General features: G+C 41.6%; 3 protein-coding genes. 1 reads left to right on the top strand and 2 read right to left on the bottom strand.

Annotated features, from left to right (window positions below):
* Positions 1 to 52: 52 nt before the first annotated feature.
* Positions 53 to 703: a DUF2806 domain-containing protein gene (locus ACED28_RS23225; protein WP_371710860.1), complete on the bottom strand. Its 651-nt coding sequence runs from the start codon at positions 701 to 703 to the stop codon at positions 53 to 55.
* Entirely contained in the window at positions 687 to 902 is a 216-nt protein-coding gene (locus ACED28_RS23230; RefSeq protein WP_371710858.1) for a hypothetical protein, read from the bottom strand. Before ACED28_RS23230 ends, ACED28_RS23225 begins: the two co-directional genes overlap by 17 nt.
* Positions 903 to 1,131: 229 nt before the next feature.
* On the opposite strand from ACED28_RS23230, the gene ACED28_RS23235 reads away from it, so the two are divergent.
* The coding region (locus tag ACED28_RS23235) for a phage integrase N-terminal SAM-like domain-containing protein (protein WP_371710859.1) at positions 1,132 to 1,327 on the top strand (196 nt) is incomplete at its 3' end.

The raw sequence follows: 1,327 nt of genomic DNA on the forward strand, positions 1-1,327 counted from the left end.
GTTCAACACTTGGGATTTAGTGTTGGCTACGCAACACCTTAATCCTTATTTGTTAGGTTATAGGGCTAGAGGTTACAATACCAGCTTCAAACCATTGCTTTATTACGTAATCATAAAATGCGGCATTTGGCTTGGATCCACAAACATTTACAAGTTCATGACCAGTCTGGGTTAAAAGTGCCGTCCCCAAATTAATTTGGTTGTCTTGCTGTTGCTTGAGGTATAAATCGGTAGGCTTACCGTAGTAATGAAATCGTTCATCCTGTCCAAGTTTTCTTCTAACATATCCTGCTGTTGGCTCAAACGAAATTAACCCTATTGCATCAAGGTGCTTTAAGTTAGAAAAGTTCACACCTACTTCATTATAAACATCAGCATTCACGTCAAATATCAGCGGGATACAGTTACCATGAAACCCTACGAACTGGCAAAGGTCTGTGAACATTTTTGCATCTTTCTTATCCATAGATGCGACAAAATCAACCGTCCGTTTAGAGAAAGTTCCGGGCTTATTAGCCTCTTTGGACAACAACTTGGACCATAATGACTGCATTTCTGAGTCAGATACATTTTCACATTTAGAGAAGAAATGAGCTACCCAATCTTCCTCTAGAGCTTCGGTATTAGAATCATCAGGCAATTCTTGAATCGCCTGTGCGGTTATACTCTCAATATTCTGCTGCTTCTTAGCTTCTTGAGTTATAACTCTCTGTCTGCTCTATGTCTGAAAGTTCTAACTGAGCCAATAGCTTTATTTTGTCAGCTTCAGCATTGGTTTTAGCCAGCTTTTTGATTTTTCTCGGCTCATACAGTATACCTACAGCATTAGATATTTTTTCAATCAGAACAGTAGCCGGCTTAGATATATCACCTAAATTAACCACAGAATTTCCTTCACTCAATGTTTAACTCCTCTTTTAACCTAACGCCCTGCTAAGGGGTGAGCAACGCAATACTGAAGCCGCCGCAAACCACCTAAATCACAAAAATCAACGCATAGTAAAAATGCCACGCGTTGCGAATCCCTCTTGAGCAGTTTGTTGAACGAAGCCGCTGCGCGGCAGAGTAAAACGAGTACAAGCCATACTCTTGTCACACCATCACCCTGATGGTCTTTGACAGGAGTAACTTATGAATTCCACCGACTTAGAACGCTACAACGCCCTTTATGAACAACACCTTACCAATCTAAAACTGCAAGGTAAACGCCCTGCAACTATTGATGCCTATTCTCGTGCGGTTCGTCGGATCACCGCTCATTTCGATCGCGTTCCTGACACATTAACCACGGCCGATCTCAAACAGTTCTTCGCGTCTCTTATCCAAA

Source organism: Vibrio sp. 1F253 (genome assembly GCF_041439295.1).
GTDB classification, from domain to species: Bacteria; Pseudomonadota; Gammaproteobacteria; order Enterobacterales; family Vibrionaceae; genus Vibrio; species Vibrio tasmaniensis_A.